The organism is Streptomyces sp. NPDC050448 (assembly GCF_040655295.1).
Taxonomy (GTDB): Bacteria; Actinomycetota; Actinomycetes; order Streptomycetales; family Streptomycetaceae; genus Streptomyces.
Window position 1 is genome coordinate 1 of the sequence record NZ_JBFAJR010000136.1, and the last position, 1,260, is coordinate 1,260.

The 1,260-nt window shown below is 67.3% G+C and carries 1 protein-coding gene; it reads right to left on the bottom strand.

What is annotated here, in order from left to right:
• Positions 1-135 precede the first annotated feature (135 nt).
• Positions 136-891, bottom strand: a complete 756-nt coding sequence (locus tag AB0I68_RS39090) for a hypothetical protein (RefSeq protein ID WP_363182213.1) — start codon at positions 889-891, stop codon at positions 136-138.
• Between the last annotated feature and the right edge of the window lie 369 nt (positions 892-1,260).

Here is a 1,260-nt window from a genome sequence, read left to right on the forward strand (position 1 = left end):
AGAACCTGAAGCAGAAGCTCGCCCATTGACCAAGGGCCGGCAACCGCCCCCACACACCACAGACGCCGGAGAGGCCACAGCCTCCCCGGCGTCTGTCCGTGCTCTCAGCGCTTACCGCGCCCTTCCCGGGGCTTTTCAGCCATTGCCGCCCGTGGCTGTCGCGTCACCGCTCACGGCGGTTGCATTGCCGCTGTTGAGGGCGTCGGCGCTGGCGGCGCCGCCCGTCGCGGTACCCGTGAGGATCGTGCACCTCCCGATACAGGTGCCGACACCGGAGTTGGCGTTGCCGCCGGTGGCGGTACCGCCGACCGTGGTGTTCGCGGCACTGGCGCTGCCGCTGACGGCGCTGGCGTCGCCCCCCTGGCCCTCGTCGTTCTCACCCATGGCCCGCGCGCCTTGACCGACCGAGTTCATGGCTTCGAACGTGCCGCCGCTCACGACGTCACCGCTCACGGTGGTGTTGACACTGTCGTGGCAAAGACCGCTGCACAGGTTGAAGGCGCCCTCACCCACGGCGGTGTTGGTGCTGGTGCCGCACAGGCCCACGCACTCGTTGTACGCACCGGCCCCCACCGTCGTATTGGTGCTGCCGTCACACAGGCCCCGGCACGCGCCGGAAGCACCGTCGCCTGCGGCCGTATTGGTGCTGTTGTGACAGATGCCCTCGCACACGCCGGAGGTGCCGGTGCCTACGGCGGTGTTGGCGCTGTCGTGACAGATCCCCCGGCAAACGGTCGGGACGCTGTCACCTGCTGCGGTGCTGATGCTGCCGTAGCCGTGCTGAGGAAATGCCGGTGCGGCCATCGCGGTCGCCGGCAGGGCCACGACGCCGGTCAGTGCCACGGAAGCCGCGGCCAGCACGATACGACGGGTCCAGGAACGCTCGTTCATCGGAATTCTCCGGGATTCTTGTGCGAGGTATTCGCCTGTGGCCAAGCAGGCGGGCGCTGAGGCTGCCGGTTGGATGTGCCCGGTGCTGTGCAGATGCCGGGGATCCCTGGGGCTTATGCGAGGTTGACGTTATCGTGTGGATCATGCGGCGAGCAGGATCTGGCGCAGCGCGGCGTGTTCTCACCGCTTCCCGGCCTTCTTCTTGAGCGGCTTCGGTTCCTGTGCGCCTGCCGGCCTGCACTCCCGCGGTGGCGGCCTTTTACCAAGATTGGTTCTCGGTGTCAAGTCACGTCTTCGAGTGGCGTGACGCATGTCCCCGCACAGGGTTTATTTGAAGTACGCCCTCACCGGGAACTCCCGGAGAACACG